This is a genomic window from Rubripirellula reticaptiva, assembly GCF_007860175.1.
Taxonomy (GTDB): Bacteria; Planctomycetota; Planctomycetia; order Pirellulales; family Pirellulaceae; genus Rubripirellula; species Rubripirellula reticaptiva.
This window is the reverse complement of record NZ_SJPX01000005.1, coordinates 1,041,837-1,068,270: the sequence shown is the minus strand read 5'-3', so window position 1 is coordinate 1,068,270 and position 26,434 is coordinate 1,041,837. Positions and strand designations below refer to the sequence as shown.

The 26,434-nt window shown below is 57.0% G+C and carries 17 protein-coding genes; 7 read left to right on the top strand and 10 right to left on the bottom strand.

The annotated features are described in order from the left end of the window. Positions 1 to 19: 19 nt before the first annotated feature. The 3 genes from mutS to Poly59_RS25170 form a co-directional block, all read right to left on the bottom strand. A complete protein-coding gene (mutS, locus tag Poly59_RS25180) occupies positions 20 to 2,647 on the bottom strand; it encodes a DNA mismatch repair protein MutS (RefSeq protein ID WP_146536824.1) in 2,628 nt (875 codons plus the stop codon). Between the two features lie 165 nt (positions 2,648 to 2,812). Further along, positions 2,813 to 3,583 carry an NIPSNAP family protein gene (locus Poly59_RS25175; protein WP_146536823.1) on the bottom strand — a complete coding sequence of 257 codons (771 nt, stop codon included), beginning with the start codon at positions 3,581 to 3,583 and terminating at the stop codon, positions 2,813 to 2,815. A 56-nt stretch (positions 3,584 to 3,639) separates the two neighbouring features. Further along, positions 3,640 to 6,639, bottom strand: a complete 3,000-nt coding sequence (locus tag Poly59_RS25170; protein ID WP_146536822.1) for an Ig-like domain-containing protein — start codon at positions 6,637 to 6,639, stop codon at positions 3,640 to 3,642. A 373-nt stretch (positions 6,640 to 7,012) separates the two neighbouring features. Here Poly59_RS25170 and Poly59_RS25165 point away from each other — a divergent pair, with 373 nt between their 5' ends. Then, positions 7,013 to 8,647, top strand: coding sequence for a hypothetical protein (locus Poly59_RS25165; RefSeq protein ID WP_146536821.1), 1,635 nt, complete (start codon positions 7,013 to 7,015; stop codon positions 8,645 to 8,647). Positions 8,648 to 8,713: 66 nt separating this feature from the next. Beyond that, positions 8,714 to 9,652, top strand: a complete 939-nt coding sequence (locus Poly59_RS25160; protein ID WP_146536820.1) for a sugar phosphate isomerase/epimerase family protein — start codon at positions 8,714 to 8,716, stop codon at positions 9,650 to 9,652. Between the two features lie 126 nt (positions 9,653 to 9,778). On the opposite strand, the gene Poly59_RS25155 is transcribed toward Poly59_RS25160, so the two are convergent. From Poly59_RS25155 to Poly59_RS25135, 5 genes are all read right to left on the bottom strand, one after another. Next, complete coding sequence (locus Poly59_RS25155) at positions 9,779 to 10,273, bottom strand: hypothetical protein (protein ID WP_146536819.1); 495 nt, start codon at positions 10,271 to 10,273, stop codon at positions 9,779 to 9,781. Continuing rightward, entirely contained in the window at positions 10,270 to 13,980 is a 3,711-nt protein-coding gene (locus Poly59_RS25150; protein WP_146536818.1) for a S1 RNA-binding domain-containing protein, read from the bottom strand. Before Poly59_RS25150 ends, Poly59_RS25155 begins: the two co-directional genes overlap by 4 nt. Positions 13,981 to 14,219: 239 nt before the next feature. Then, the gene (locus Poly59_RS25145) at positions 14,220 to 15,362 is read right to left on the bottom strand and encodes a hypothetical protein (RefSeq protein WP_222436164.1); all 1,143 of its coding nucleotides are present in this window, start codon (positions 15,360 to 15,362) and stop codon (positions 14,220 to 14,222) included. A gap of 13 nt (positions 15,363 to 15,375) precedes the next feature. Further along, positions 15,376 to 17,076, bottom strand: a complete 1,701-nt coding sequence (locus Poly59_RS25140; protein ID WP_246151921.1) for a coiled-coil domain-containing protein — start codon at positions 17,074 to 17,076, stop codon at positions 15,376 to 15,378. Positions 17,077 to 17,155: 79 nt separating this feature from the next. After that, the gene (locus tag Poly59_RS25135; protein ID WP_146536817.1) at positions 17,156 to 19,489 is read right to left on the bottom strand and encodes a polyketide synthase; all 2,334 of its coding nucleotides are present in this window, start codon (positions 19,487 to 19,489) and stop codon (positions 17,156 to 17,158) included. Between the two features lie 92 nt (positions 19,490 to 19,581). On the opposite strand from Poly59_RS25135, the gene hisA reads away from it, so the two are divergent. Continuing rightward, positions 19,582 to 20,394: a phosphoribosylformimino-5-aminoimidazole carboxamide ribotide isomerase gene (gene hisA, locus Poly59_RS25130; RefSeq protein WP_146536816.1), complete on the top strand. Its 813-nt coding sequence runs from the start codon at positions 19,582 to 19,584 to the stop codon at positions 20,392 to 20,394. Between the two features lie 13 nt (positions 20,395 to 20,407). Here hisA and Poly59_RS25125 read toward each other — a convergent pair whose 3' ends face one another. Further along, a complete protein-coding gene (locus tag Poly59_RS25125) occupies positions 20,408 to 20,605 on the bottom strand; it encodes a hypothetical protein (protein WP_146536815.1) in 198 nt (65 codons plus the stop codon). Between the two features lie 377 nt (positions 20,606 to 20,982). Here Poly59_RS25125 and rpsL point away from each other — a divergent pair, with 377 nt between their 5' ends. After that, positions 20,983 to 21,351 (top strand): 30S ribosomal protein S12, encoded by a 369-nt coding sequence (gene rpsL, locus Poly59_RS25120; RefSeq protein WP_146536814.1) that lies wholly within the window; start codon positions 20,983 to 20,985, stop codon positions 21,349 to 21,351. A 78-nt stretch (positions 21,352 to 21,429) separates the two neighbouring features. Further along, complete coding sequence (gene rpsG, locus Poly59_RS25115) at positions 21,430 to 21,906, top strand: 30S ribosomal protein S7 (RefSeq protein ID WP_146536813.1); 477 nt, start codon at positions 21,430 to 21,432, stop codon at positions 21,904 to 21,906. A gap of 210 nt (positions 21,907 to 22,116) precedes the next feature. On the opposite strand, the gene Poly59_RS25110 is transcribed toward rpsG, so the two are convergent. Further along, positions 22,117 to 23,388, bottom strand: coding sequence for a diaminopimelate decarboxylase (locus Poly59_RS25110; protein ID WP_146536812.1), 1,272 nt, complete (start codon positions 23,386 to 23,388; stop codon positions 22,117 to 22,119). A gap of 209 nt (positions 23,389 to 23,597) precedes the next feature. Here Poly59_RS25110 and Poly59_RS25105 point away from each other — a divergent pair, with 209 nt between their 5' ends. Continuing rightward, positions 23,598 to 24,749: a Gfo/Idh/MocA family protein gene (locus Poly59_RS25105; RefSeq protein WP_146536811.1), complete on the top strand. Its 1,152-nt coding sequence runs from the start codon at positions 23,598 to 23,600 to the stop codon at positions 24,747 to 24,749. Positions 24,750 to 24,751: 2 nt separating this feature from the next. Then, a complete protein-coding gene (locus Poly59_RS25100; RefSeq protein ID WP_146536810.1) occupies positions 24,752 to 26,392 on the top strand; it encodes a tetratricopeptide repeat protein in 1,641 nt (546 codons plus the stop codon). Positions 26,393 to 26,434 lie beyond the last annotated feature (42 nt).

The window sequence follows — 26,434 nt, the reverse complement described above, 5'->3', positions numbered from 1 at the left end:
GGTAAAAGGATTCGAGCTGTTACGACTTTTTATTGCTCATCGACTGTTGTGCATTCTGCAGGAACTGCAACGCTTCGATCGGCGTCATCGCATTGACGTCCAGTTTTTCGACCTGCTCGATCAACGGGTGATCGGCGAAACCGAACAACGTCAATTGAAATTTGCCGTTTGGGTCTGACGGGGCGGCGGTCGGCGACTGAATCGTTGGACGATCGAGCGCGTCGCGGTGGTCGGATTCCAGTTGCGCTAACACATCTTTGGCGCGCTCGTTCACCGACGTTGGGATGCCGGCCAACCGAGCGACGTGAATGCCGTAGCTCTTGTCGGCACCGCCTCGCACGATTCGGTGCAGGAAGATCACTTCTTCGTTCCACTCTTTGACGGCCACGTTCAAGTTCGTCACTCGCGGCAGCGATTCTTCGAGTTGGGTTAGCTCGTGATAGTGCGTGGCAAAGAAAGTTCGGCAGCCGATTTGTTCGTGCAGGTGTTCGGTGATCGCCCAAGCCAAAGACAGCCCGTCATAGGTGCTGGTTCCGCGACCAATTTCGTCCAAAATCACCAGACTTCGCGAGGTCGCGGTATTGAGGATCCGGGCCGTTTCGACCATCTCGACCATGAACGTACTTTGTCCGCGACTGAGTTCGTCGCTAGCGCCGACACGAGCAAAAATGCGGTCGGCGATTCCGATTTCAGCACTCTCGGCCGGAACAAACGAGCCGGCTTGAGCCAGCAATGTGATCAGGGCAACCTGCCGAATGTAGGTGCTCTTTCCCGCCATGTTGGGACCAGTGATCAGCAGGATCATGCCGGCCTCGGGCGACTGGATGCAGTCGTTCGGGACGAACTCGCCTTGCGGCAATGTGACATCCAGTACCGGATGCCGACCGCCTTCGACTTTCAGAATCGAATCGTCGGTCATCACGGGACGAACCCAGCGACGTGTCACGGCAATTTCGGCCAGCGATGCCAACACGTCAAGTTCGGCGATCGCGACGGCAACCTCGCCAAGGATCGACAAATGGCGATGGGTGTTCGCACGCAGTTCTTGAAACAACAGTTGCTCGCACGAAGCGGCTTTGTCGTCCGCCGACAACACCTTCTCTTCGTACTCTTTTAGTTCCGGGGTAATGTATCGCTCACAGTTCTTCAGCGTCTGTTTGCGAATGAAGTGTTCGGGGATTTTGTCGCGGTGCGCGTTGGTGACTTCTAGGTAGTAACCGAACACTCGGTTGTAACCGACCTTCATAGCGATGCCGGTTTCGTCCATCTGGCGTTGCTGGTACTCCGCGATCCACTGCTTGCCACCCTTGGCAAGTTCTCGTAGTCCGTCCAGTTCTTCGCTGAATCCTGGACGGATGAAGTTGCCGTCGACAGCCGACAGTGGACACTCGTCCGCGAGCGCCAATTCCAGTTGCGATCGCAGTTCAGGACACAGGTGCAAGTGTGACTCGACAAACGTCAGTCGCTCGCTCGATCGATCCGACAAGCGAGCCTTTAGTTTCGGCAAGCTTGCCAGCGTCCGCGCGACTTGCTGCAAATCGCGAGGTCCGGTGCGTCCGGTTGCGATCCGTCCCAGCAATCGAGTCAGGTCAAAGGTTTCCTTCAATGTCTCGCGTACCTGCGAACGCAGCTTTGCATCGCCAACCAATTCATCAACCGCGTCCAGTCGCGCGCCGATCGCCGCCGGGTCGATCAGCGGGGCGGCGATCCAGTCGCCCAGCATCCGCGAACCCATTGGCGTGCAGGTTCGGTCGATCACGCCTAACAACGATCCTTCGCGTGAACCGCTGCGGATTGTCCGGGTCAATTCAAGGCTGCGCCGAGTCGCTGCATCGATTTGCAGAAAACCGGTTTGGTGGTGCGCCGCGATGCTTTGAAAGTGATCGAGGTCACGCCGCTGAGTTTCTTGCAAATAGGTCAGCACCGCGCCGGCAGCGCGGACGGCTGCCACGTCGTCGGATTCGAAACCAAATCCTTCCAACGAGCTAACCGCGAATTGTTTGCACAGAGTTTCTTTGGCAGCGTCTTCGGAAAAGGACCACGCCGGACGCGACGTCCATGACCAAGGGGCAGTCGTGTCGGGGGAGAACTGCGCATCGTCTTCGCGATAGATGACTTCAGCAGGGCCGATGCGAGCAAGTTCGTCTTCAATCCGCGACTGGGGGAACGTACCGGCCTCGAAACGGCCGCTGGAAAGTTCGGCCCAGGCGATGCCCACGAGCGGTTCGATGTTGTCTTTGGATTTCTTTTTGTCACGGTGCAAGCAGACCGCCGCGACGTAATTGGCTTCGCGAGGATCAAGCAATCCGTCGTCGGTCAATGTGCCGGCGCTGACGACTCGAGTGATTTCGCGTTTGACCAAGCCCTTTGCGGTCTTGGGATCTTCCATCTGTTCACAGACGGCTGCCCGGTATCCGGCGCGGATCAGTTTTTGCAGATACGAATCAAGTTGATGGTGCGGGAACCCTGCCATCGCGGTCGGGTTATCGCTGTCCTTGTCGCGGCTGGTCAGGTTCAATCCCAACACGCCTGCGGCGGTTTTAGCGTCGTCCAAAAACAATTCGTAGAAGTCACCCATGCGGAAAAACAGCAATGCGTCGCCGCACGCTGCTTTGGCCTCATGGTACTGTTTCATCATCGGTGTCATGGGCGAAATCGTACCGCAGTCGAAGACGGGCGGACAGACACACAGCGTCGGAAAACGCCCATAAATCAAACACTTTGGCGTCAGATTTGACGCCTAGTGAAACTTGTCCGTCGGCAACCGACTTGCCGTCCGGTTACATCTGCGTCCGGTTACATCTGCGACCAGTTACATCTGCGAATAGGGCTTCGGCACCAAGACGAACTTGTCGATGCGGCTGACGGTGCCTTGATACTTTGGTACCACCTTCAAAACGGCCCAGTCAGGGTGCTTCACAAATGCCTTCCACGCTTCGTTGCGTGCCGCTTCGCTTGGGTAGGTCGTCAAGTACGTCAGGCTTGGCGTTTGTGGTCCGACGACGGCTTGGCCGATGAAGATCGGTTGGATATCACAGTCCAAGAAAATCGGCACTTCGCCAGCATTGAACATTTCAACTTTCAAGTGACCGAGTCGTTCGTTGGGGCTTTCATAGAGACGCAGTTCGAAGACGCGGTCCTTGTTGGAAAGTGAGTCGGCGTCCACGCTGAGCTCGGGCATGCAGTCCATCGCGACCAGCAATTCGCTGCTGATCCGCCCGTAGGGTGAATTTCCTGGGCCGCGATCCAAATACTCTTTCGCGTCAGCTTGGAACTGCGAATCGGCTTGCACGGCTGCTTCGACGCTAGCGATTTGGTCGGCGCTTTCGTAAGGGATGACAACGACGATCCGAGCACTGCCCGTTTTGTCGTCGGCCGAGTTGGTGAACACGCCGACGGGGCCAATGTCTTGACGTTTTAGGGCGGGCAGCAACGCGTTTTCAAGATACTGGTCGATCGCCCCAGCATCGCTTTTATCGCCCAAAAGATAGCTGCGGACTTCGTAATACTGGTGCGCCTGGGCATTGCCCCCAGCCGTCATCAAGCTGGCCAACATCAAAAAGGCAAAAAAACATCGTGGCATAACGCGGGTTCTCGGTGCGTGGGGAGGATGGACGTCCGAACCGCGAAACGCAAATGCTAGGCGGTTTCGTCCGACAACAATCTTAACGACTCGTCGACCTGGTCGGTTGCCGAAGTTGCTTCGTTTGCGAAATCGGCAAAGTCATCCGGACGCTCATCTCGTTGTTGCCATTGGACGAACAGTGCGTCGCGGGTTTTCGAGGGTGACGACAAGTCAAATCGTGTCGCGGTGTCTTGTGAATCGGACGCTAGGTCCGTCGCCAACTGTTCGCCTTCGGGACGTGGAGTTTGCGCCGGTGCAGGTGATTGCTCGCCGTCGCCTTCGCCGCCCACGGTGCCGGACGAAGTCTGACTCAATCGGTTCAGAACAAGCAACGCGTCAAGCGCCGTGATGAATCCGTCGGCGTTCACGTCGTAGCAGTATTCCATCCCGCCGGAACCGACTGGCCCGGGGCCGTAAATGTTCAAGTAGTTGATGATCGCCAACGCGTCGGACGCCGACACCGAACCGTCATGGTTGACGTCATAGGGGTCGTTAAGGTTGTGCAGCGGAGTTTCGTTTGGCAGGACCTGGATCACGAAATCTTGTTCGACGGTTGCCAATTCCCCGTTGGGGTCGCTGACGCTGATCGTGACTTGGATCTCTGTTTGGATCGCTCGTTCGACAAACACGTCTTCTTTCAACTTTAAGGTCGAGCCGACGATTTCGAAACGCGAATCGTCGACGGTCACGTCAAGTCGCGGATCGGGGGCAGCACCGTCGACAAGGACATCGCCGACCTCGTCGCCTTCGGTTAGTTCGACAACGGAATCTTTAGTCAATGCAATCCCGACCGGTTGCTCGACCAAGTCGCGGACCGTGATCGTGATCGCTTGCGTGAACGTTCCGCCGGTACCGACTTCGGTTGCGGTCACGTTGACCACGATGACTTGTTCGGTTTCATAATCGACCGACACTCCGTCGGCCAAACGCAGGTCGAAGTTCTCGACGATGAATCGCTCATCATCGACGGTGAACGTATGGAACTGTTCCTCGTCTTCGTCAAGAACTTTCAATTCGGTCACGACATCACCCGGGGCGTTTTCAAGCACGAAGGCTTCGGTCGGGGTGATGCCAGTGATCGGGTCGTTGGCGTCCGTGATCCGCACAGACACCGATTCGGTAACGGTTGTGCCTGTCTCGGAATCGGTCGCGCTGACCACAAGCGGGATCAACGGTTCGGCTTCGAAGTTGATGTCGCCACCGATGAAGATGATGTCCCCGCCATCGACGCCAAATCGCGGATCGTCGATCGAGATGACATGTCCACCACCGCCGTCAACGTCGATGACATTGATGCCGCCTATGGGCGTGCCGGCGGGCAGGTTTTCGGGGACTGGATCGATGTCGATTTCGATCCCTGTCGGCTCGTCCGGAACGGCCTGGACGTTGAACGTCAGCGAGATCGGCGCTGATGCCGTGCGGCCATCGCTCAGTGTCACGGTGACCGTGTCGGTGCCGCTAAAATCAGGATTGGGAACGTAGGAAAGTGAACCGTCGATTTGGATCGTTGCGGTCCCGTTGGCCGCCTGGTCCATCTGCAACACGATGAACGAATCGCCATCCGGATCGGTTGCGCCAGCAAGAGCCGCAGGTGCAGCGAGCGTTAGCGTTTGGTCTTCGGTGGCAGTGAATGACGGAATCGGATTATAGCTAGGGGCCGAGTTAGTGCCGTGGGGTTTGATGCCAAACAGTATCGGGTCTGCATCGACGCCGCCGGTGATCGTGACTTGATTTCCGGATGCCACGTCGAGTCGAACTTGTTGCACGCCGGCGGTGCCGACGGCGACAATCGCATTGGGCGAATCACCGCGAACAAGCTTGGTGACGTCGCCGATCGTGGTCAGGCTAACAGGCATCTCGAATAACACCGTCGCATCGGTCAGGCTAAGCATCCGCAGTTTGAAATCGTCGCTCGAGTACGTGAACAGCAAGTCACGTTCGGCGTCGATCATCACGGCCGTTCCCGAATCGAAGGAATACAGCGTTGCAAAGCCTGCGTCGACATCATGGATGCTGAATCCGCCACCCGAAGTTCGCAGCGCTAGAATGCCTGCGTCGTCATCGAACGATAGCATCTCAGTCGTGCTGGGGACTTCGATCGGGGTCGTCGTGATCAACGTGGCCGCCGAATTGCTCCACAGCGATAACTCTAATCCAGTGGCACCTTCCGATGCAAAAACGGTTCGAACACCCGTTGCCGATGACAATACCTTTGTGTCGGCGGGGACGATGGTCGAGGTCGTTGTGACCTCGATGCCCGAAGTTGGGTCGGAAGCGTCGATCGAGCGAACGGCATAGGGGCTTGCCGTCGCTGGGTTTGCGATTTGCGGCAAGATCACGCCGAGGCCCTGGTCGTTTAGCAACAGGGATCCCCATCCCGTTGGCGATGTGACCGTGGCTCCCGATGTGTCTTGGAGTGAAACCGGTGTAGCCATGCGTGTCACGGGATCGAAAATCCACGACGTCGTGTTGGTCGTGTCGGACCCCACCAACAAGATACGGCCGTCGGGCATCGCCTGCAGTGATCGGAGTTCCTGACCAACGCTGACCGAGTGAACGCCCAATTGATCGGGATACGCTGTGACCACCGAACCGGCCGTCGCGGTGACGAAAAAGTCATCGCCAAAGACTACATCGCTAGCGTCATCAATCGTGATGACAAATCGAACGAGTTGGGGCTGGATCGGAATCGTCTGGGTCTGCGATTCAGTTCCGCTATACAGGCGAACGGAGTAGTTGCCGTCGGCCAAATTGTCGAACCGGAACGCTCCACTTGAGTCTGTCACGGCGGTGAGCTCACCGGTGTCAAGGACTTCGTTCGAATTCGCGTCGATGTAAACCAGTCGGCTTGCCGCCGCCAATTCGCCGTCGTCTTTTCGTAGCGAACCGTTCAGATCTTCAAAAACTTCGCCTGTAATAGCCGCTAGGACACGGCGGTCACCCAAATGTTCAACCGTTAGCCGACGGCGGACTTCGAGGCGAGGCGTTCGTAGGCGGTTGTTTCGTTTAGCCATCGGGTGCTTATTCGACAATGAAACAGAGGAAATGAAGATCCGGAAATGCAGAAAATCGTCCGTAAGCGAAGATCCACTTTCGTCCTATCAGACGCAGCCACCGGTGCAAAAGTTTCCCTCATCCGGTTGGAACTCGCCAGAAGCCCTCTTCGGGGGGCAATTGAGCAACCGCCGGAAGCCTTCGTCTTTGCAGCCTGTGGTCGGAATTGTTGGGAAATCGCCCCACAACGCCACCGGAAGGATTTATGATACCCGGTGCCTGGAATGATCAGGAAATTTTGTCCAAAAGTTCTGTTTCGCAGTTGCTGCACCTTTGCCGGCAATTCTGCCGACCGGGAGTCCCGGCAATCGCCGGTTTCGATAAAGGAAGCTCATGTTTGCGTCTGTATTGCGAATCGTCACGACGTTCTTGGGAATTGCATTTCTGGCTTTCCAGTTGCTCGGAACCGCTGCTGCTCAGCCCCCTGGAGGCCCTGGCGCTGACTACGAGGAACAGATGCGGCAGCAAATGGAAGAGCAAGAAATGGAGATGGGATACGATCCCTACGAGGAGGAAATGAACGGCGGATATGGCGGTGGGTATGGCGGCGGCGGGGGAAATGCCAAGTCTGATGTGACGCAAACCTATCTCGCTGACCTGGTCTCGCTGACTGACGGATTTAAGTTGTCTCCGTTGTTTGCCCCCGAAACTGCGGTCGAAGTTGTGACGGGACCGGTGCTCAGCCGCGAAGCCGATCAGGCGTTTGCAGCCGGCAATTCAGCCATTGCGATCGAATTGATGTGCGGGCACATGGCGACTGAGTATGACGAAGCTTCTGCTGTGATCCGCAGTGCTAAGTTCAGCATGTCGCTGCGACGCCCCGTTTGGGCGTTGCGATGGGGCGCGTCGATCGCGATCCGAGGCAGCGAAGAGGTTACCGATCCCTCGCCAATTCGTGAAGGTGCGACTCCCCCCGGTCGCCGAATGGCGGCGGGCGGCGGCGGGTATGACGATTCGATGTCGGGCTATCCGGACGAAGAGATGCAGGGAATGGACGATTCCATGCGGATGGAACAAGAAATGCAAGACGCAATGCAGTCTGGGATGGGGATGGATGGTGAATATGGAATGGACGGTCCAGGTGGACCCATGGTGCGTCCCAAGCCGCCCGTCCAAAAGGTGCGAGAAATGCTGGATGCCGGCACCGAAAAAGTGATGGACGAAAACCTGGGTCTGGTTGCGACCATGGTTGCCGAAGATTTTGCGAGCCGATTCTCGTCCGGTGATTTTGGTGCATTGTTTACCGGAGTCGCGCCACCGCCGCCCGTTGATCCCCGAGCGGGCGGTCAACCGGTTGTACCTGTCGGTGCAGCTCCGCCAGTCCGATCATCGATGATGTCGCCCGAATTGGATGAGACGCTTTCGATCACGCCGGAGCCTTTGCCGATGTGGAAACCTGGTTTGAACTTTGTCGGTTCCGGGCCCTCGAATGACATGCTGGCGGACGCCAAGCGGAATGGGATCGATTTCTTGTTGCACTTTGACGTGCTGCTAAAGCCTGGTCGCACGGGCAAGACTCAAAATGTTTCGCGTTGCCGATTGTTCAACGTGGCGACTGGCAAGCAGTTGGCGCTGACCAAAGGAATCGACAGCCTGGAAGCTTCGCAGTTGGTTGCTTCTGGTCGTATGGCGGATGAGCGAGCCTACGTCACCGAACAAATGGGCACCTTGTTTGCCTTGATCGAACGCGAAACCAAATTGGTACCGATGCCGACGGCTCTGACGGCTGCTGCGGCACGCGGCCGAGTCGCTGTGTTGATCGGCGGTGCGAAAGCAAAAACATTGCAAACGCTTGCTGAAATCCGACTGTACCAGTCGCTCGGTCTGTTGACCGAGCCCGAAGTCGAAATGGCCTTCGATATCGTTGGCGGCGCAGATGCGTTGCTGTTTTTGCACGGTCCTCGTGATGAACGATTGGCGATGGCCCACACATGGGCGATCGAGGCCCAGACGCCATCCGCCAAATAACGCAGTTCGCGTATTACTGACACATTAGTTTTCCTTCCCTTCCGTTCTCACCAAGAGACTACCTCTATGTTTCGACGTCAATTTTTGCAAGCCACCGCCGCTGCCGCTTTCGCCACGACGCTGGGGGCCGGTCGATCACGAGCCGACGAAGCCGAATCGGGTGAGTTGCCATTTAAGATTTCGTTAGCCGAATGGTCGCTGCACCGCGCACTGAAAGATGAGTCGTCGAAGATCACGAATCTCGATTTTGCTCGAATCGCTAAGCAAGACTTCGGCATTGACGGAGTTGAGTACGTCAATCAGTTTTTTAAAGACAAAGCCAACGACAAGGCATATCTGGCAGACATGAAGGACCGTGCCGACAGCGAAGGCGTCAAGAGTCTGTTGATCATGGTCGATGGCGAAGGCAATCTCGGTGATCCTGACACTGCGAAACGAAAGCAAGCCGTCGAGAAGCACCACCGCTGGGTCGAGGCAGCAAAATTCTTGGGTTGCCATTCGATTCGCGTCAACGCGGCCAGCAAAGGCAGCTTCGAAGAACAGCAGAAGTTGGCTTCCGATGGCTTGCGGCAACTAAGTCAATTTGCAGCGCCGCATGGTCTGAACGTGATCGTGGAAAATCACGGTGGACTCAGCAGCAATGGCAAGTGGTTGTCGGAAACGATCAAAATGGTTGGAATGGACAACTGTGGCACGCTGCCCGATTTCGGCAACTTCTTCATCAAGCGCGGTGACAACCCCGAAGAGTACGATCGTTACCAAGGTGTTGCCGAGCTGATGCCGTTCGCCAAGGCCGTCAGTGCCAAGACGCACGACTTTGATGCCGAAGGAAACGAGACGCACACGGACTATACGAAGATGATGGAAATCGTCCTCGCACATGGCTATCACGGCTACGTCGGCATCGAATACGAAGGCAGCGTGCTCGGCGAGATGGAAGGCATCCAAAAGAGCAAGGATTTGCTAGTGAAAGTCGGCAAGTCACTCGCCCAACCGGTCAGCTGATCTGCGAATCGGCCGCTTTCAGGTTTCTTGAAATGGCGTGGCGAAAGACGTCAAAACTTTTGCCGCGTCAAAGTCTTGACGAGCCTCGCCATAGTGGAAACGGACCGGGCAATGCACTTGGTGGTTTTAAACTCGCGTTTTTAACGCGTAGACTTCCGCGTACTCGATCGCCCAACTGTCGATCAGTTGCTCGAATTCTTCGGATTCGACTTCGCCGATCGGCGTAAAGAATGATCGGTTGAAAAGCTCGCGGTTCATGACGGTGCCTTTGCCTTTCAGGTCAAGCACCCGTGAATCGCTGTAGGGGCGAATCATCATTTCTAGTCGGCTGTACTGGTTCTCTCGCCGCCCGGCGACCAACTTCAAGTCGTCGCGATAGCACGCCGCACCCCAGCCGCCTTCGCCGAATAGCGATTCTTCGCGAAAACCCGGGAAGTGGTCGGCAACCTTGTGGACAGCCTGTTCGATTCGCTCGGACAACGACAGCCGCAACGACGTGTGCAGCCGTCGCAGTTCGTCTTCCGACATCTCTTTGGCGCGTTGGGCTGACGCTTTTTGGTCAGCTCTTTTTTGCCCGCGATTGATTGCCGCGTTCAGTCGTGAATCGAAGTCGTCACTCATGCGTCAGGCTTGTCAGCTTGGTCTGGAGAGTTCGGCGGCGTTGCTGCCGTTTCCGATGCGGAAGCCTGTGGCGGTTGTGCTGCAACGGGCGATTCTGGTGCAGCAGAAGGAGTTTCCGGAGCAACGTCTGGTTTGGCCTTCTCTTCGGCGCTGGCATCGGTTGTCGGAGCAGGCTTCGGCTTCTTCGGTTTCGGCGCGGGCTTTTCCGTCACTGTTTTGGTGTCTTTGCCAAAAAACTGCAACAAGTCGCCAAATGAACGTAGCGGTTCTTTGCCATCCTGCATCGCGTCGGTCAGCGGTTTGGCATCCGCTTTGGCGACCACGCGATACGTTTCTGGTTTCTTGCTGAACGATCGTCCGCCGCCTGCACCGCCACGACCGCCACCGGTCGGACGTCCGCCACGATTGCCGTCTCGGGCGCCGCGGTTTCCGCCACCACTGCCTTGGCGTGGTGGGCGATCGCCAGATGGGGCTGCGCCGGATCGGCCGCGATTGCCTTGGCCTTGCCCCTGACCCTGGGACCGTTCGCCGCCGCTTGCACCGCGGTTTGCACCACCGCGATTTCCGCCTGCGTGCTGAGGCCGCGAGGTGCGAGCGCGGCGAGCTTCTTCGAGTTCGATTTCGCGTTCCGGTGAGATGGCACTGAGACCAACACGGCGACGTTTTTCGTCGATGCCGGTTACCCATGCCGTGACAACGTCACCGATCTGGACAGCCTCGTGCAAGTCTTCAACATAGGAGTCCGACACGCGGCTGACGTGGATCAAGCCGCTGCAATCAGGGGCAAGTTCAACGAAGACACCGAATGGCATCACGCCAACGACGACGCCGATGACGGGATCGCCGGGGCGCAGTGCTTTGGTCGATGGCATCGTCGACAAGACAGCCGGCGGCGAACCACTGGCGTCGCTGTCGCCGAACGGGTCGCACAGCCAATGGACGATTTGGTGAGTCCGCCGTGTGCCGATTTGCCATTCTTTGATGCACTTGTCAATCTTGGCGCGATCGGGACGTGGCTGACGCATCGGGTCGGCCGTCGCCGCGACGGCGGTGTCCGGTGTCGTCGGCGTTGCAGGTTCCGAAGCCGAGTCGGCCTCTGTGTCAACCGCCGAATTGGCGGTTGTTTCGGCACTGGCGTCGTTGTCAGGCGTTGCAGTTGCTTCCGCAGATGCGTCGGCAGGCGATGTTTCTGTGGTCGCCGTTTCTGCGTCTGTCGATTCGGATTCCAGACGGTTCTCTTCGCTGGCCGTTTCGGTTGACGGATCATCCGAGATCGCAAATTCTGGCGACTCTTCGCCCTTTGCTGTGAAGTCTTCCACCTTGGCGGTTGTTACTTCTTGAGCCACTTCGATTGGCTTGATTTCGTCGCTTGCCGCGCCCGCGCTAAAGTCTGGTGGCGAGTATCCCGGCGGCGTCGCCGGTGGCAGTTCAATCGCCAACGTGGTCGCTAGTTTCTTCGCCAGCGGGTAATCGTCGGGGTGGATCAGCGTACCGTCAAGAGTTTCGGGGCTGCCGAAGACTCGCAAGAACGGCAGCGATTGACGGCTTTCAACGGCGCTTGGCCAGTTCGCAATTTCACTGATCGCGTCTCGTGAACTGAATAGCGATTGGCGACGAGCGGCATCGATTGCTGCAGCGACTTCGGGTGTCACGCCAGGCAGACGACGCAGCCATGATTGCGGTGCCGAGTTTGCATCGACTCCGCCTCGAGAAGCACCACTGATCATCACGTTTTCCAGCGTTTCGCTGAGAGCTTCATCGGCGAGTTCGCGTTGGAACGAGCTGAGTCGCAGTTTCAGCGGATCAACCTTGGCCAGCGACTGAGCCGGCTGTAGCACTGAAAAAGCCAACCAAGCGGCCGATCGGAAACGTCGCGGCGTCGAACGCATTTCTTGGTCCGACACGCTACTGCCCGAGTACGCGTCGGCTCCGCTGCGGTCCGCAAGCGTCCAGCGGATCGATTTTTCAGGCGATGCGGCGATCAGATCGCCCAACGCGATCATCGTTGCACGTCGCGCCGGCCCGTTGCTGATCACGATCAAGTCGACGTGATAAGTGTGGATCAGTTCGCCCATCCGCGCGACCGCCTGGCCACGCTGGGAAGCTGACAATTGGCACGGCAGGTCTTCGGTGCGCAGCACACGTCCGTCAGCCGAAACCACCGTTGTTGCTGCGGTGCGAGGACCGACGGCATCGATCGACATGACGACCTTGGCGTCGACACTGCCTCGATTGACTTGGCGGCGCAAGTGGTCAGCGGTGATCGTGACCAATCGAGCCGAAGCTCGTTCTTGGACGTCGTCCCACCACGCGATTTCGGCAGCTTCGCGAATGCTGGCTTCGTTCTGCAGAACAATGTCCCGCATTCGGTCCTCGAGATGGTGATTGAATCCGGCGGCGGTTCGTTGCAATTCAGCAACCAATTTGCCAGCGTCGTATTCAAATCCACATTCGGCAACTTGGCTGCGCAGAGCACGGCCAAGCATTACCAGTTGGAACGAGCTGAGTTTGTCAGACGTGAAGCGTTTGCCTTGCAGTGGCTTCAGTACGCCAACGAGCCATCGGCGGCGGCGCTGGCGTGGAGAGACTTTTTTAGGTTTCTTGGCCGGCTTGGCGTTGTTGACCGATGCGGTCGCCTTCGCCTTGTCGTTCGTAGCGTCCTTATCGGAATCGTCCGCTGAAAAAGCAGGAATCTCAAGTTCCGGCTTGGCGTCGGCTGCGGGAGCGTCGGCTGTAGGAGTTTCGGTTGCAGGAGTCTCGGTTGCAGGAGTCTCTGCTGTAGGGGCGACGACTGCAGGTGTTTCTTCTGCAGTAGCAAGTGATTCCGCAACCGGTGCGGTCGTTTCTGCTTCGGTAGCCGGCGTTTCAGCGGTCGGCGTTTCAACAGCGGTTGTTGCATCAACAACTGCGGCGGGCGATTCCGTCGCAGCCACTTCCGTCGCAGCGGAAGCGTCATCGGCGCCTTCGGCATCGGTTGCTTTTACGTCGGCTGAATCCGCAGTCGCGGCGTCCGGGGCCGCAGTCGCATCGGGCGCCACAGTCGCATCAGGCGTTGCAGTCGCATCGGTCTTAGGACCCTTCTTTTTCTTCTTCTTTGATTTCGGTGCCGCTTCGGCGTCGTCTTCACCTGCGACGTGCGGGTCGCTGATCTTGGCGATATGGATGCGAGCATTCTTGGCCAACCAACGGACCGCGGCGCTAATGATTCGCGGATCACCAGCGAGTCGTTCAACCAGCGCGTTGTCCAGATCATCGAAGGCAGCATCGACGCTTTGGATGCCATCGACCATGGCGGCGATCTCGGCGAAGTCGCTGCTGTCGCCCTTGCGGGGGTTCAGAACCCGAACCGCTAAACGAGTCGCATCGGACGGCGTTTCACTGGCTTCGTGCTTGAGTCGGCGTGACAGTCGAGACAGCATTCGCAGCGAATTTGCCTTGTTGATCGCATGGCCGATCGCAGGATCTTGCAGCGACGTGGCCTCCCAGATCGTTTGCAGACTCTCGCGTCGTTCGACGATTTGCTTGTCCGTCTGGACAGCCGCCGAAAGCCCCCAAAGGCTTGATTCGTCCAAGCCGCCGAGTTCATCACGACGATAACGCGCCAAAAATGGCGGCGTATATCCTTGTTCAAGGAGTGGAAGTGCCAAACGCAAACTTGAAATTTCACAATGCCCGCGTTGGGCAATTGCTTCTAAATCGACGCTCATACTGAGTCGTTCTCTTTACCTGGTGAGTCCCGGGGGGGACGACCGATGGACGTGCCCGATCGGGTCGCAGTGGACATGTGCCGGCGTTACGGCTGCTGATATCAAAGCCCGTCAATACGGGCGCAGCCTAAGGCACGTTTGGGAAGAGTGCGAAGATAGCCGCAAAAGCAATAGCGTTCAATGACCATTGCGAAATGGCGGTCGATCGATTTGCCTTTGTCCGCCGCCGGAACCCGTTTTCAGGCTCCATCGGTCGCCAATTTGCGAAAGTAAGCCTCGATGGCTTCGCGATAGTGCGTCGGCAGGTCGCGGCTGATCTGCTGCAATGCCTGGTTTCGCTCGGCCGGTGGCAGGTTGCCCCAACCGTCTTTGGCGTCGATTCCTTTGCGGTCAACGTCGCCATTGCCACCGCCACCAGCAATATTGCTGTCCTCCATTGGGTTGCCCTGAGCACCGCCGCCGCTGGGGTTTCCGCCAGATTGTTGTTGCTGCTGCTGTTGTTGCTGTTTCTGCTGTTCTTCAATTTTTTCGATCAGTTTGGTCAGCTTGTCGATGATCTTTTGTTCTTGCTTTTCGGTCGTTTCAGACGTGTGACCCAGGTCCAGACGCCGAGTCACGTCGGTCATCAATCGCGAAATCTCGTCCAGCGAGTCTTCTTCGAGCCCCTTGATGTCGGCAACCATCAACTGAGCCGTGCGTGTGAACCGGACAGGGGCTTGGTCTTTGTTCTCAAGCAGGCGTCGCAGGTCGGCAAGCGCCTCTTTCTTCATCATCAAGGCGTGGTAGCAAGCGCCGCGGTAATACAACGCAGCCGCTGGGTCGATTGATTCGACGGGATCGACTTCGGCGATCACTGGTAGGGCTTCGTCGTAAAGTCGGGCGCGGACAAGTTCGCGTCCCAGCCAGGTCCGCAGCGTCATTCGCATCGATTTGGGCAAAGATTCGATCGCGCCGTACGTCGGCGTGCTGGGGTCGACCGAGGCGGCCGCTACGGAAATGTTCTGGTTGGAAACCGACACCAATTCGCCGATCACGGGGATCATCCGGCTGGTGACTTTCACGAATGCGTCCAGCGGGTCGGCGTCATCGGATTCGATCGCGTTCAGGAAGTCTTCGGCTGCGCGGTCCATTGCGTCAGGCGTGACGCCGAATTCGTCCATCGACGATCGCATCATTTGAGCCATCGAAGCCGCATCGAAGCGATTCCAGCTGGCTTTGCGTTTGAGACCGTCCTGAGCCGCACTGTTCTGGGCCGCACTGTTCTGGGCCGAAGCGACCTGCAGATGAGAACCAAGCGTGGCCGCAATCGCGATGAAGACCATCGCTTGGATTCGGCAGAGACGTTGAAACGAGCCGTACGGCACTGACGTCAATCGATTCACATTCACCTCACGGTTACTGATTCCGTTTCAATACCAAATCTCGGGTGATTCGGTAAAGACGATTCTGTCGCTCTGAAAGGTCCTGCAAAAGCGGCAGCACCTCGTCACCCGACGACTCACCTGATTCTAGCAGGCTCGAATAGCGATTCGTCGTGGATTTAATCCGAGTCTCCATCGTTCGGATCAATTTTAGCTCCGCCAAAGCCTCGACCAACGGTTGTTCTCCTTGTCCGGATTGCCCGGCTTGGCCTTCGCCTTGTTCCTGTTTTTGCTTTTCTAAGTCCCTTTGTGCCTTCTGTAGGGCTTCAATCATCTCGCCAAGTGCCGCCAGGATGTCGTTCTGGATCCCCTGAGTCACCGCGTCGATCTTGGTTTCGGCCAACCGCTGGGCCACTCTCGCGGTATCGCTGCGAATTTGCAAAACGACTTCGGGGAACGCGACACTTGAGCCTTCTTCTCGCAACAGCAGCATCGCTCGGTCGGCTTCCATCGTGATTTTCTTTTCTTCGAACGCCAAATCACCGGCTTTCAAATCCGTTTGACGACTCCGCTGGCTCGTCGGTGTGGCCGCCAACGAGACGGTGTCCTCGAGCACTTTGGTCTGCATCGCTGCCATTTTTCTTAGACGAGCTTCCAGCTTGGCGAGTTCCCGCTGAAGTTCTTCTTCGCGAAGTTGTCGCAGGATTCGCTCGAGCCGGTCGATCGCCGCTCGCAAGTTCTCTTCGGCTTCGCGTTGTTTTTCAGTCGCCTCGTCGCGTTTCGCGTTTTCGAGTTCTTTTTCGGCCTGTTTCATCTTTTCGATGGCCTGCTCAAGCTGCTTCTGCACTTCCTGTTCAGCGGTCGGTGGTTGCTGCGGTGCCTTCGATTGCTGCGATTCACCGGAATCCGATGGTTTCGATTCGGACGGTTTTGAGTCAGACGGCTGCGATTCGGACGATTTTGAATCCGATGGCTTTGATTCGCTTGGCTTGGAGTCAGATGGTTTTGACTCGCTAGGTTTGGAATCCGATGGTTGCGCGTCCGACGGTTTCGATTCGGATGGTTTTGATTCGGAATCGGAAGGTTTCGCGTCGGAGTCCGATGGCTTTTCGCTGTTATCGTTTTCTTCCGCGTCGCTTTCTTGTTTGTCGCTGGAGTTTTCGCTCTCGCGATTATCGCCGAACTTTTCCTTCTCGCTTTCCTCTTCCTCCATCTGCTTGTTCAGTTCCTGGCTTTTCTCTGTGACCGCCTTCTGTTCCTTTTCGACTTCGTTGATGTCCGCGCCGTTTTCGGTGCGGGCACGGGTGCTGCGCTGATTGTTCAGATTCCGTTTGAGGTCCTTGATCAATTTGGTGTAGCGTTCCTTCTCGTCACGGATTCGCTTCGATCGATCTTCGCTCAATAGCAGCTTCATCAGCGACGCCAGTTCTTCGGTTGCCGTGGTTTGAGCGTCAACGGCTTTTTGGAACTCTTGGCTTTCCAGCGACTTCGATGCGCCTCGCAGACGTTCGAGCACAAACTTGTCACGTGATTGGCGAGCTGCTCGACGCAGTAGCGCCGATCGCTCTGGGTTCTCGGTCGCTTCAACGTCCGCAAGTCTCAGCAGCAGTTCTTCCAGTCGCTGGTAGCGTTCAGCGACGCCGGTTTGGCGTTGGGACAGCGGCGATTCGTCGGCGCGCGATGGTCCAGCCGCCAGCAAGCAGCATCCGATCAGCATGGTCAGTAGGTATCGCATCGTCCGCTTCGTTTCTCGGTTGGAATAAAGCCGCCGCAAAGGCACACTGAAGCTCAAACAAACAGCTCGAGCTCACAACTCAATCAAACAGGTTCAGCACTCGCTTCTTCCGCTCGTCCTTGGTGTCCTTCAGCAGTTCGTCCTGGTCCTCGATCAATTCGCGAACAATGTCCAGGATCTCATTATAGCTTTCCAGGTCCAGCATCTTGTCGAGCACTTCGGTCAATCGAGCAATCACTTCGTCGGCCGTTTCGATCGAAACCGTGGTTTTCGCCATCGCATCGGCCGAATCGTTGACGCTGCGTTCGATGTCGATGATTTGATCCCGCAATCTTGCCAACGGTTCGTTGACGATCAATCGCAGCGGATCGCGGACGCCTTCGCCGATACGTTCTTGACGGTCCAGCGAGTCGACTCGGTTGTTGACCATTTCTCGCAAGATGTCGTCCAGCGATTCGGCAATCCCGGAGAGTTCCTCGGAAGTCTTGCTCGCCTGCAAGCCGCTTTGTTGGGTTCGTAGGCGGCGGATCTGTTGTTGTCGCGTTTGTTCGGTTTCGTCGAGGTTGCTTTCGTCTTCGTTGAAACCGCGGCGTAGCAGGTTCAGCGTTTCTCGCAGATTTCGCGTCTCGTCGATGGTTTGTTCCAATCGAGATCGCAGCGCCAGTTCGTTTCGTTCCAGACGGGCGAGCAACTGCTCGGGCGTGACCACTTCCAACCGAAAGACTTCGCCGCGAGTCAGGTGTTTACCGGCCAAGTCGTAAAGGTCGCTCGCTTCACCGATCACGTTGATCGCACCGCCGGGGACCAGTTCGGGCAAGCTGCCGTCGGCAACGAGGTCGCGTAAATCTAGTTCGGTCTTAGCTTCGCCGTCGCGCGAAAGTTTCGGCGACACGCTGGCGGTTTTCGAACCGGCCGCTTCGGTATCGTCTGCGCCGGCTTCAGCATCTTCCCCTTTTGAAGGGGTCACTGAAATGGTCAGCCGTTCGACTCCGTAATCATCAACCACCGTGGCTGTGACTGGAATGCGAGCGATTGGGGTGACGGCGCTTCCAATTCCGGACAATCGCATTTCCAATTCGGGCGGTTGGTCCAAGACGACGCCAAGGAAGTATCGGTACGGCGCTTGTGCCGAAATGCCATCCGCATCGGCCGGAACCAACGACACCGTCGTGGCGGCGTCGAAGTTGTCCATCGTCAGCCTCAGTTGGCGGCGGTCGTCCGAATAGGCCAGCGTGAACGGTTGAGGTTTGTCGGTCACCGTCTTTAGCACCACTTCGGTATCGCCCAGCGGTTCGCTGGATGTCGCCACCATCGTCACCTGGCTGCCCTCGCTGATGCGAAGTCCCGATTGGTAATCGGTTTCCAGGTCAACGTCGCCGCTGCCTTCGCCGCGAAGATAGTCTGCATATCGCACCGACACTTTCATTTCGGTCAGTGCGGGCGGCGTGATCGCTTCGATCCGAAAGTCGTCCAGTCGGTCGTCCAGCCCGCGAACGTCAAGCGTCATCGACTCGCTAAGCCCAGTCAGCGGCGGTCCGTCCAACACGAACGATTGGTAACCGTCGGTGATTCGTCCCACTCGGCGCATATTGGATTGGCCGCGAGTTCCGCCGTCGGTGTGATAGTAGACGATGCAAACGATCGGCAATTCAGACGTCTCGGCATCGGCCCGAATCCGCAGCGTTGGATTGCTGCCACGGGGCAATCGAACGGTTTTGGCGTCGTTGAACTCGATCAATTTAGGCGCCGATATATCGCTTTCGACGGCGGTCACGATGGGCAGCTCGACGCCGACCATTTCCAAGTGAGCCCGCCGAGGCCACGGTTCATCCGACAGCAGCGTCAACCGCGAAGCGGCACGCGCGAACGACGAGGGGCTGATGATCAGCAGCCCCAGCGATAGGATCGCCAGCGGTCCCGCTACCATCGCTTTGCGAACCAGCGGTTGCCAGCGAAATACTTTGCCCGGGTCGACTTTGTCGATTTCTGCAGCCGCTTCGCGGTGCACGTGATTCAGCAATGCGGCTGAGTGCGAGTCGCCTTCACGCCGAGGGCGGCTCAATTGAACGGCCGTGACCAATCGGCCGCCAAGAGTCGGATGGTGACGTTCAACCAGCAGCGCTAAGCTGTCGTCCGGCAGCGGCCGGCGCAAACGCCCAACCAGCATCAACGCGGTAATGGCGATCACGACCGCGGCGACCACCGCTAATAGTAACATTCGGGCTAACCGAGGCATCTCGGTGCCGCCAAGCTGGACGGGCAGATAGTCGAGCGCCAGGCCAATCCAAAACGCGGCCAGGATCACTGCCGCGATCGCCAGGGCTGAATCCCAAACCACATAGCGGCGAACCCGTCCCCGCAGGTTTTCCAACAGCGAGGTCAGTTTCGGATCGAGGGGTCGGTTGGCAGGCATCAAAGTCGTGTTCAAATGATAAGGTGTTGGGCCAATCGCTAGAGCCAACTCATTTATACCAGATCAGTCCACTTAAACCTGTTAGGGCACTTGTGACCAAATTTCGCCCCTGCATCGACTTGCACGATGGCCGCGTCAAACAGATTGTCGGCGGTTCGCTGCGGGACCAGGGCGGTGGCCCGATCGAAAAACCAGCGGAGATGCTCGTCGAAAATTACGTCGCCGACCAACCCGCGGGCTGGTTCGCAGCCAAGTACCGGGACGACGGGCTGACCGGTGGCCACATCATCAAGCTGGGGCCCGGAAACGACCAAGCAGCCACCGAGGCGCTGGCGGCTTATCCGGACGGAATGCAAATTGGCGGCGGAATCACGGTCGACAATGCAAAACAGTGGATCGAGGCCGGCGCCAGCCATGTGATCGTGACCAGTTGGCTGTTCGACGCCGTTGGGAACCTGCTCGAAAACCGCTTAAAAGAACTCGTTCAGTGCATCGGTCGTGACCGGATTGTCCTGGACCTTAGCTGTCGGCGAGTTTCCGGTGCGGAGTCAATGACCTGGCGAGTCGCGATGAATCGGTGGCAGACGATCACTGAAATCGAAATCACGCCCGAGTCTTTGGACCGATTGGCCGTCTACGGAGCGGAGTTTCTGATCCATGCCGCCGATGTCGAAGGATTATGCCAGGGAATTGACTACGAATTGGTCCAGCAGCTTGGTCGCTGGGCGACCGCCAGCGATGTGGCGATCCCAATGACCTATGCCGGCGGAGTCGCCACGATGGGCGACGTCCAACAAATTTCGAAGTCTAGCGGTGGAGCAATCGACGTGACCGTCGGCAGTGCTCTGGATCTGTTCGGCGGCAACGGAGTCCGGTACGCCGATCTGGTGAAACTCAATCGCTAAGCTGAAAGCCGGCTTATTCGCCGTCGTGATGCGTATTGCTTCGCAACACATACTTCAGCGAATTCGAGCCAGCGTCGCCGATGATCGCGGCAACCACGTCGGCCAGTGCAGGCTTAGTGGGTGCGGACTTGGCAGGTGCAGAAACAGAAGACGCTGGCTTTGCTTCGACAGTGGGGCGGGTTTGAGAGACAGGTGCCAAAGTGAGATTCACGCTAATGGTTCCTTCGTTCAGAGTTAAGACGTTCAGAGATAAGAATTGATCAAAAATGGTTAGGGAATTGGGCGTTTCGCCTCAGACGTCATGCCGTCGAAGTGACTAGGCGAAGACTCGGACGCATTCCCGCCTGATTTGCCAGAGAAAAGTTTGAAATATCAGACAAATCATTTTCGGGGGTAAAACAGTGATCTCGTGTCCACCGGGCTAGTGAGGCTGGTGAAAGCATCGGGACGCATTTCGCATCCAATTCGGCTCAACTCCCAGATAACCGCTGTCAGCTATTGACAGATATTTCTTGATGGCGATACTTTGCCGATTCGCCGCCGAGGTCTGGCCGCGTTTTCCTGCAAAGCCGTATCCATTCATTTTTTATGCCAACGATCAATCAACTCGTCCGTAAACGACGCAAACTGAAAAAGACCCAAAGCAAGTCGCCGGTGCTGGAAAAGTGCCCGCAAAAGCAGGGCGTTTGTTTGCAAGTTCGGACGATGACCCCCAAGAAGCCGAACTCGGCTCTGCGAAAAATCTCGCGGGTTCGTTTGAGCAATGGCAAAGAAGTCACGGTTTACATCCCAGGCGAAGGGCACAACTTGCAAGAGCACTCGATCGTGCTGATTCGCGGTGGTCGTGTTCGTGACTTGCCGGGTGTTCGCTACCAAGTCGTTCGCGGTTCACGCGATGCATTGGGCGTCGATGGTCGCAAGCAGTCTCGCAGCCGTTACGGTGCGAAGAAAAAATAGTCGTTTCACGCGGGATATGCCCGCAAACGATCTCTGCCAACCGCAAAACAACCTTCATCAAAGTAATAGAAGTCATCGATGGGACGTATCACATCCAGCCGCACGCAGCTTAAAGGCGACCCGCGGCACAATTCGAAACTGGCCGGTAAGTTCATCAACTGCCTCATGCTAGACGGTAAAAAGTCGACCGCAACTCGAGTTTTCTACGACGCACTCGACGAAATCGGTCGCCGTGGCGAAATCGCGGATCTGACCTCGATCGAAGTCTTCGAAGCAGCGATTGAAAACATCAAGCCGTACATCGAAGTTCGCAGCAAGCGAGTCGGTGGTGCTAGCTACCAAGTGCCGATGCAGGTCAACCGCATTCGTCAGCAAAGCTTGGCGTTCCGTTGGTTGTTGACCGCTGTGCGGGACAAAAAAGGCCGCCCGATGCACCTGAAGTTGGCTGACGAATTGATGTCAGCGTACAAGAAGGAAGGCGTCGCCTACACCAAACGCGAAAACACGCACCGTATGGCTGATGCTAACAAGGCATTCGCTCACTTCGCTTGGTAAGCCAAACGGCTTCAACGAATCAAAAGAACCGCGGCTGGTCAGTAAACCAGGTCGCGGTTTTTTTATGCGCCGACCAGAGTACCTACGCCAAAGGCATAGTGCATACGCTAACGGTGTTGATTCCAAGGCCAGGGTCGCCCGCGCAGCGTTGGCGTGCCCTGGATTTCTGTCGTTGCCCAAGTCGCAAACCCCCAACGGGGTTCTGCAGTCTTAGAAGTTAAGCGTTGCGAAGTAGTCGTCCATCGTTTCCGCGCGGCGGATCAGCTCAACATTGCCGTCGGCACCTAGCAGCAGTTCAGCGCTGCGAAGTTTCGCGTTGTACTGGAAACCCATTGAATGGCCGTGGGCCCCCGCGTCGTGAATGATCATCACGTCGCCCCGCTCGACCTGCGGCAGTTGGCGGTCGATCGCAAACTTGTCGTTGTTCTCGCATAGCGATCCGACCACGTCGGCCTTCAAATCATGCGGTGCGGATTCTTTGCCCAAGATCGACATATGGTGGTACGAGCCGTACATGCCCGGACGCATCAGGTTTGCCATGCAAGCGTCGACGCCGACATAGTTTTTGTAAGTGTTCTTAGCGTGCACCACTTCGGTGACCAGGTATCCATACGGGCCCGTGATGATTCGGCCATTTTCCAAGTAAATCGTTAGCGGGTCGAGTTCAGTGCCGCCGATCAAGCGGTCATAGGCGGCTTTCACGCCGCTGCCGATGACTTCGTAATCCAGTGCAATTTCGCCTGGGCGATAGGGAATGCCCATGCCGCCACCCAGGTTGACGAATTCCAACTTGATGCCCAGTTCCTTGTGCAAGTCGATCGCCAATTCGAACAGCATCACGGCCGTTTCGACGAAGAATTCGGGGTTCAATTCGTTCGAGGCGACCATCGTGTGCAGGCCAAATCGCGTCGCGCCTTTTTCCAACGCTTGGCGATATCCGGTGAACAGTTGTTCGCGAGTGAATCCGAATTTGGCTTCTTCGGGCTTGCCAATGATGACGTTGCCCTCACGCAGCGGGCCCGGGTTGTAGCGGAAACAGATCAGATCGGGCGTGCCAACGTTTTCGTCTAGGTATTCGACGTGAGTCAGGTCGTCCAGGTTGATGACCGCACCCAGGTCGCGAGCCTTCTGGTAGTCCTTGGCCAGCGTGTTGTTGGACGTGAACATGACTTTCTCGCCCGTCATGCCAACGCGTTCACACAGCAACAGTTCGCCAAGGCTGCTGCAATCGGCGCCGCAGCCTTCTTCCATCAAAATTTGCAGCAGTCGCGGGTTCGGCGTCGCTTTGACCGCGAAGTATTCACGAAACCCGGGGCACCACGAAAAGGCTTCATTGAGAGCCCGAACATTGGCCCGGATCGCCGCTTCGTCGTACAGGTAAAACGGAGTCGGGTGAGTTTTGCGGATCTCGTCGATCTGAGCTTTGGTGAATGGGACTGTCTTTTCGGTGGAAGTGGCGGGCGAAGTGATCGGTGAAGACATGGAAAAACGAAACCTCAAGCGTTGAAACGGTGACTCCGCCGGCGGGTCTTTCTTAGGCCACGCTAGCGATCTTCCAAGCATAGCGGGAAGGCAATCAGATGCCAGTGGCGAGGGGGCATGGGGGCCCGTCAGTTGCATTGCAAAGTTCGGCCGCTACAGTGAATCGACCGCCGCTATTCACCCTGAAAAACTGCAACCAACCTCTCACCATGAACGCATTGAAAGTTGCCGTCGTCGGCACCGGATTTATCGGTCCCGTCCACGTCGAAGCCCTACGCCGGGCTGGCCAGATCGTGACGGGGATCGTCGGTTCGTCGCCCGAAAAATCAGCAGCTTCCGCAGCCCGGTTGGGGCTTCCCAAAGGTTACGCCTCGCTGGCGGATGTGCTAGCCGATGACGAAGTCCAGTCCGTTCATATCGCCACGCCTAACGAGCTGCATTTCGAACAAGCCGCGGCGGTGCTGCGGTCGGGCCGCCATGTCTTGTGCGAAAAACCATTGGCGATGACTTCGTCGCAAACAGCCGAGCTTTTGCAGATTGCGGCCAAAAGTGGCTGCGTTGCCGGCGTGGCGTACAACATTCGGTTCTATCCGCTCTGTCACGAAGCCGCGTCGCGAGTCGCTGCTGGATCGATCGGTGAAGTGATGCACGTTCACGGATCGTACGTGCAAGACTGGTTGCTGCGTCCGACCGACTACAACTGGCGAGTCGAATCGAAGGCCGGCGGTGAACTGCGAGCTGTCGCGGACATTGGCACCCACTGGCTGGATTTGGTGCAGTTCGTGACCGGACGCAAAGTCGTTTCGGTGATGGCGGACTTACGAACAGTGCATCCGAATCGCCTACGCCCAATCGGCGGCGCCGAAACGTTCTCGGGAGCTGCGAAATCAGCGGCGAATCCGCCAACGGAATCGGTCCGCGTTGATACCGAAGACTGCGGTACCGTGATGCTGCAGCTCGACTCCGGTGCAAACGGATGTCTTTGGGTTTCGCAAACGACGGCCGGACGCAAAAACATGTGCCAGTTCGAGATCGGTGGCACCGAACAGTCGCTGGCCTGGAACAGCCAATCGCCGAACGATTTGTGGATCGGCAACCGGGATCGAGCCAGTGAAACGTTGATTCGGGATCCTGCGTTGATGAGCGATTCGGCCGCCGGGATTTCGCAGTATCCGGGCGGGCACAACGAAGGGTTCCCGGACACCTTCAAGCAGATGTTTCGGACGTTTTATGGCTACATTGCCGCCGGCGACTTCGCCGCCACTGCTCCGTTTCCAACGTTTACCGATGGCGATCGCGAAGTTCGGCTATGTGAAGCCGTGTTGGCCAGTCATCGCGAAAGGCGTTGGGTGGACGTTTGAATTTGACGTGGCGCAAAAAAGCATGCTTTGCCGCGGCAACCGTTGTAGCTTTCTTTGGCATGATCGAAATCGGCTTGGCTGTCCTAGGTCTGCCGAAAGATCGAGTCCTGGAAGATCCCTACGTCGGTTTTTCATCGCAGATTCCGTTGATGAAAGAGTCAATCGACGAACAGGGGCAGGTTTTGATGGTCACCGCGCCGGAAAAACTTCGCCTGTTCAATCCGCAATCCTTCGCGGCCAAAAAGCCAACAGGCGTTAAGCGGATTTTTTGTGTGGGTGGGTCGACAACGTTTGGGCGTCCCTTCGACGATGCGACTTCGTACAGTGGCTACCTTCGCAAGTTGTTGCCTGAAACTGGCTCATCGAATCAATGGGAGGTGATCAACGCGGGCGGAGTCAGCTATGCCAGTTATCGAGTCGCGTCGGTGATGGAAGAACTGGTGCAGTTCGAACCGGACATCTTCATTGTCTATTCGGCGCATAACGAATTTTTGGAACGCCGAACCTACGCAGGGCTCATCGAAACGCCGCGTTGGAAACTGGCGATTGATGCGGCGCTTCGAAAGACGCGAACCTTCGCCGTGCTTCAGGACGCAGTGGATGAAGTTCGCGGGCGTGATGACTCGCCGATCGAAATGTTGCCAGGCGAAGTTGATGAACGGCTCAATCACACCGTCGGTCCCGTCGACTATGTAAGAGACGACGCCTGGACCGCCGACGTGCTGCGGCATTATCGGTCCAACTTGGAACGCATGATTTCAATCGCTCGACACGCCGACGCGGCGATTGTTTTTGTTGAACCCTCCTGCAACGAAAAAGACTGTGCGCCGTTCAAAAGTGATGACGACCATTTTGAACGTGGTACTGGGTTCTTTGAGCAAGGGCTTTTTGACGAAGCGAGTGATGAATTTCTGGCCGCAATCGACCGTGACATTTGCTCCCTGCGAGCGACATCAGCGATCCGTGAAATTGTCCGCGAAGTATCCAGCGAAAACGGTGTCCCGTTGGTTCGGTTCAACGACCTTCTGCACACGATGTGCGAGACCGAATACGGGCACTCCTGTTTGGGTAACGAGTATTTTCTCGATCACGTTCATCCGACGGTCGACGTGCATGGAAAGTTCGCTCGCCAGATCATAGAAACACTGGTCCGTTCAGGACAAGTCGACGGCACGGTCCCCGACACCACTGCAACGGCGCGCGTGGACGCTGCGATTCGCGGGGCTATCGACGTCGACGATCAAGCGATTGCGTTCCGCAATTTAGCGAAAGTGTTGCACTGGGCCGGGAAGTTTTCCGAGGCGCAGCGATCAGCGGAAGATGCGCTACGACTTCGGCCGAGCGACCCCGAAAGTCTGTTCGTGTTGGCGGATTGTTTGACTCAGCAAGGCAGGCCCAACGAAGCGATCGAACGCTACGAGCAGCTTTTTGAGGTAGCAGAATATGAACGAGCGATTTTACCGTTCGCGTTTGTGCTAGCCGACGCCGGCCATCTAGAAACGGCAAAGTTCTATGCCACTCTAGCGACCGCGTCCGAGAAGCTTCGCACACGCGAAGCAGCACTGGACCTATTGGTCAGCATTCATCTATCGCTAGGCGAAGATCAACTAGCCGCCGAAGCAGGGACGCATTTGAGTGACTAAGTCAAGAAACGCGGCATGAGCTCGTGCTAAAGCTTTTGCAGC

Coding starts and splice junctions, on each gene's coding strand:
- Poly59_RS25165 (WP_146536821.1), top strand. CDS start 7,013: ATGTTTGCGTCTGTATTGCGAATCGTCACGACGTTCTTGGGAATTGCA.
- Poly59_RS25175 (WP_146536823.1), bottom strand. CDS start 3,583: ATGCCACGATGTTTTTTTGCCTTTTTGATGTTGGCCAGCTTGATGACG.
- rpsL (WP_146536814.1), top strand. CDS start 20,983: ATGCCAACGATCAATCAACTCGTCCGTAAACGACGCAAACTGAAAAAG.
- Poly59_RS25140 (WP_246151921.1), bottom strand. CDS start 17,076: ATGCGATACCTACTGACCATGCTGATCGGATGCTGCTTGCTGGCGGCT.
- rpsG (WP_146536813.1), top strand. CDS start 21,430: ATGGGACGTATCACATCCAGCCGCACGCAGCTTAAAGGCGACCCGCGG.
- Poly59_RS25155 (WP_146536819.1), bottom strand. CDS start 10,273: ATGAGTGACGACTTCGATTCACGACTGAACGCGGCAATCAATCGCGGG.
- Poly59_RS25110 (WP_146536812.1), bottom strand. CDS start 23,388: ATGTCTTCACCGATCACTTCGCCCGCCACTTCCACCGAAAAGACAGTC.
- Poly59_RS25135 (WP_146536817.1), bottom strand. CDS start 19,489: ATGCCTGCCAACCGACCCCTCGATCCGAAACTGACCTCGCTGTTGGAA.
- Poly59_RS25160 (WP_146536820.1), top strand. CDS start 8,714: ATGTTTCGACGTCAATTTTTGCAAGCCACCGCCGCTGCCGCTTTCGCC.
- mutS (WP_146536824.1), bottom strand. CDS start 2,647: ATGACACCGATGATGAAACAGTACCATGAGGCCAAAGCAGCGTGCGGC.
- Poly59_RS25105 (WP_146536811.1), top strand. CDS start 23,598: ATGAACGCATTGAAAGTTGCCGTCGTCGGCACCGGATTTATCGGTCCC.
- Poly59_RS25170 (WP_146536822.1), bottom strand. CDS start 6,639: ATGGCTAAACGAAACAACCGCCTACGAACGCCTCGCCTCGAAGTCCGC.
- Poly59_RS25150 (WP_146536818.1), bottom strand. CDS start 13,980: ATGAGCGTCGATTTAGAAGCAATTGCCCAACGCGGGCATTGTGAAATT.